This window comes from Streptomyces torulosus (assembly GCF_001419765.1).
Lineage (GTDB): Bacteria > Actinomycetota > Actinomycetes > Streptomycetales > Streptomycetaceae > Streptomyces > Streptomyces torulosus.
This window is the reverse complement of sequence record NZ_LIRK01000717.1, coordinates 1-1,249: the sequence shown is the minus strand read 5'-3', so window position 1 is coordinate 1,249 and position 1,249 is coordinate 1. Positions and strand designations below refer to the sequence as shown.

Annotated in this window: 1 protein-coding gene; it reads left to right on the top strand. The window is 70.2% G+C overall.

From position 1 onward, the window contains the following. Positions 1–156 precede the first annotated feature (156 nt). Positions 157–1,185 (top strand): L-threonine 3-dehydrogenase, encoded by a 1,029-nt coding sequence (gene tdh / locus AOK23_RS38295; RefSeq protein WP_055717080.1) that lies wholly within the window; start codon positions 157–159, stop codon positions 1,183–1,185. Positions 1,186–1,249: the final 64 nt, after the last annotated feature.

Sequence of the window (1,249 nt, the reverse complement as noted above, 5' to 3'; positions counted from 1 at the left end):
CGGGGTGTGAAGGAAAGCTGCGGCGGAGGTTAAGAAAACCTCGATGGACCCAGGGGGCCGCCGTACGGCAGATTGCTCGGTGATCCCACCCCTCTCCCCGGTACGGGCGTACATGTCATGCCCTGCCGCGGGACCGCACCCACAGGAGCCATGGCGTTGAAGGCGCTGGTCAAGGAGAAGGCGGAGCCCGGACTCTGGCTCGTGGACGTACCGGAGCCGGAGATCGGCCCCGGAGACGTACTGATCAAGGTGCTGCGGACCGGTATCTGCGGTACCGACCTGCACATCCGGTCCTGGGACGGCTGGGCCCGGCAGACCATCCGCACCCCGCTCGTGGTCGGCCACGAGTTCGTGGGCGAGGTCGTCGACACCGGCCGTGACGTCGTGGACATCAAGGCCGGCGACCGGGTCAGCGGCGAGGGCCACCTCGTGTGCGGCAAGTGCCGCAACTGTCTCGCCGGGCGCCGCCATCTGTGCCGCGCCACGGTCGGCCTGGGCGTGGGACGCGACGGCGCGTTCGCGGAGTACGTGGCGCTGCCCGCGTCCAATGTGTGGGTGCACCGTGTCCCTGTGGACCTGGACGTCGCGGCGATCTTCGACCCGTTCGGCAACGCCGTGCACACCGCGCTGTCCTTCCCGCTCGTCGGGGAGGACGTCCTGATCACCGGGGCGGGCCCCATCGGTCTGATGGCCGCGGCCGTCGCCCGGCACGCCGGCGCCCGGCACGTCGTGGTCACGGACGTCAGCGAGGACCGGCTGGAACTCGCCCGCAAGATCGGCGTCAGCCTGGCGATCGACGTCTCCGCGTCGAGCATCGCCGAGGGGCAGCGCCAACTCGGGCTGCGCGAGGGCTTCGACATCGGCCTGGAGATGTCGGGCAACCCCGCCGCGATGCGCGACATGATCGCCAACATGACGCACGGCGGCCGGATCGCCATGCTCGGACTGCCGTCCGAGGAGTTCGCCGTCGACTGGTCCCGGATCGTCACCTCCATGATCACGATCAAGGGCATCTACGGCCGGGAGATGTTCGAGACCTGGTACGCCATGTCGGTGCTCCTGGAGGGCGGTCTCGACCTCGCCCCGGTGATCACCGGACGCTACGGCTACCGCGACCACGAGGCGGCCTTCGCGGACGCGGCGAGCGGACGCGGCGGCAAGGTCATCCTCGACTGGACCGCCTGAGCCACCGGCCCGCGAGCGACCGGCGTCCACCGGACCGCGTAAGCCATCCGTATCTCCGGGCCCG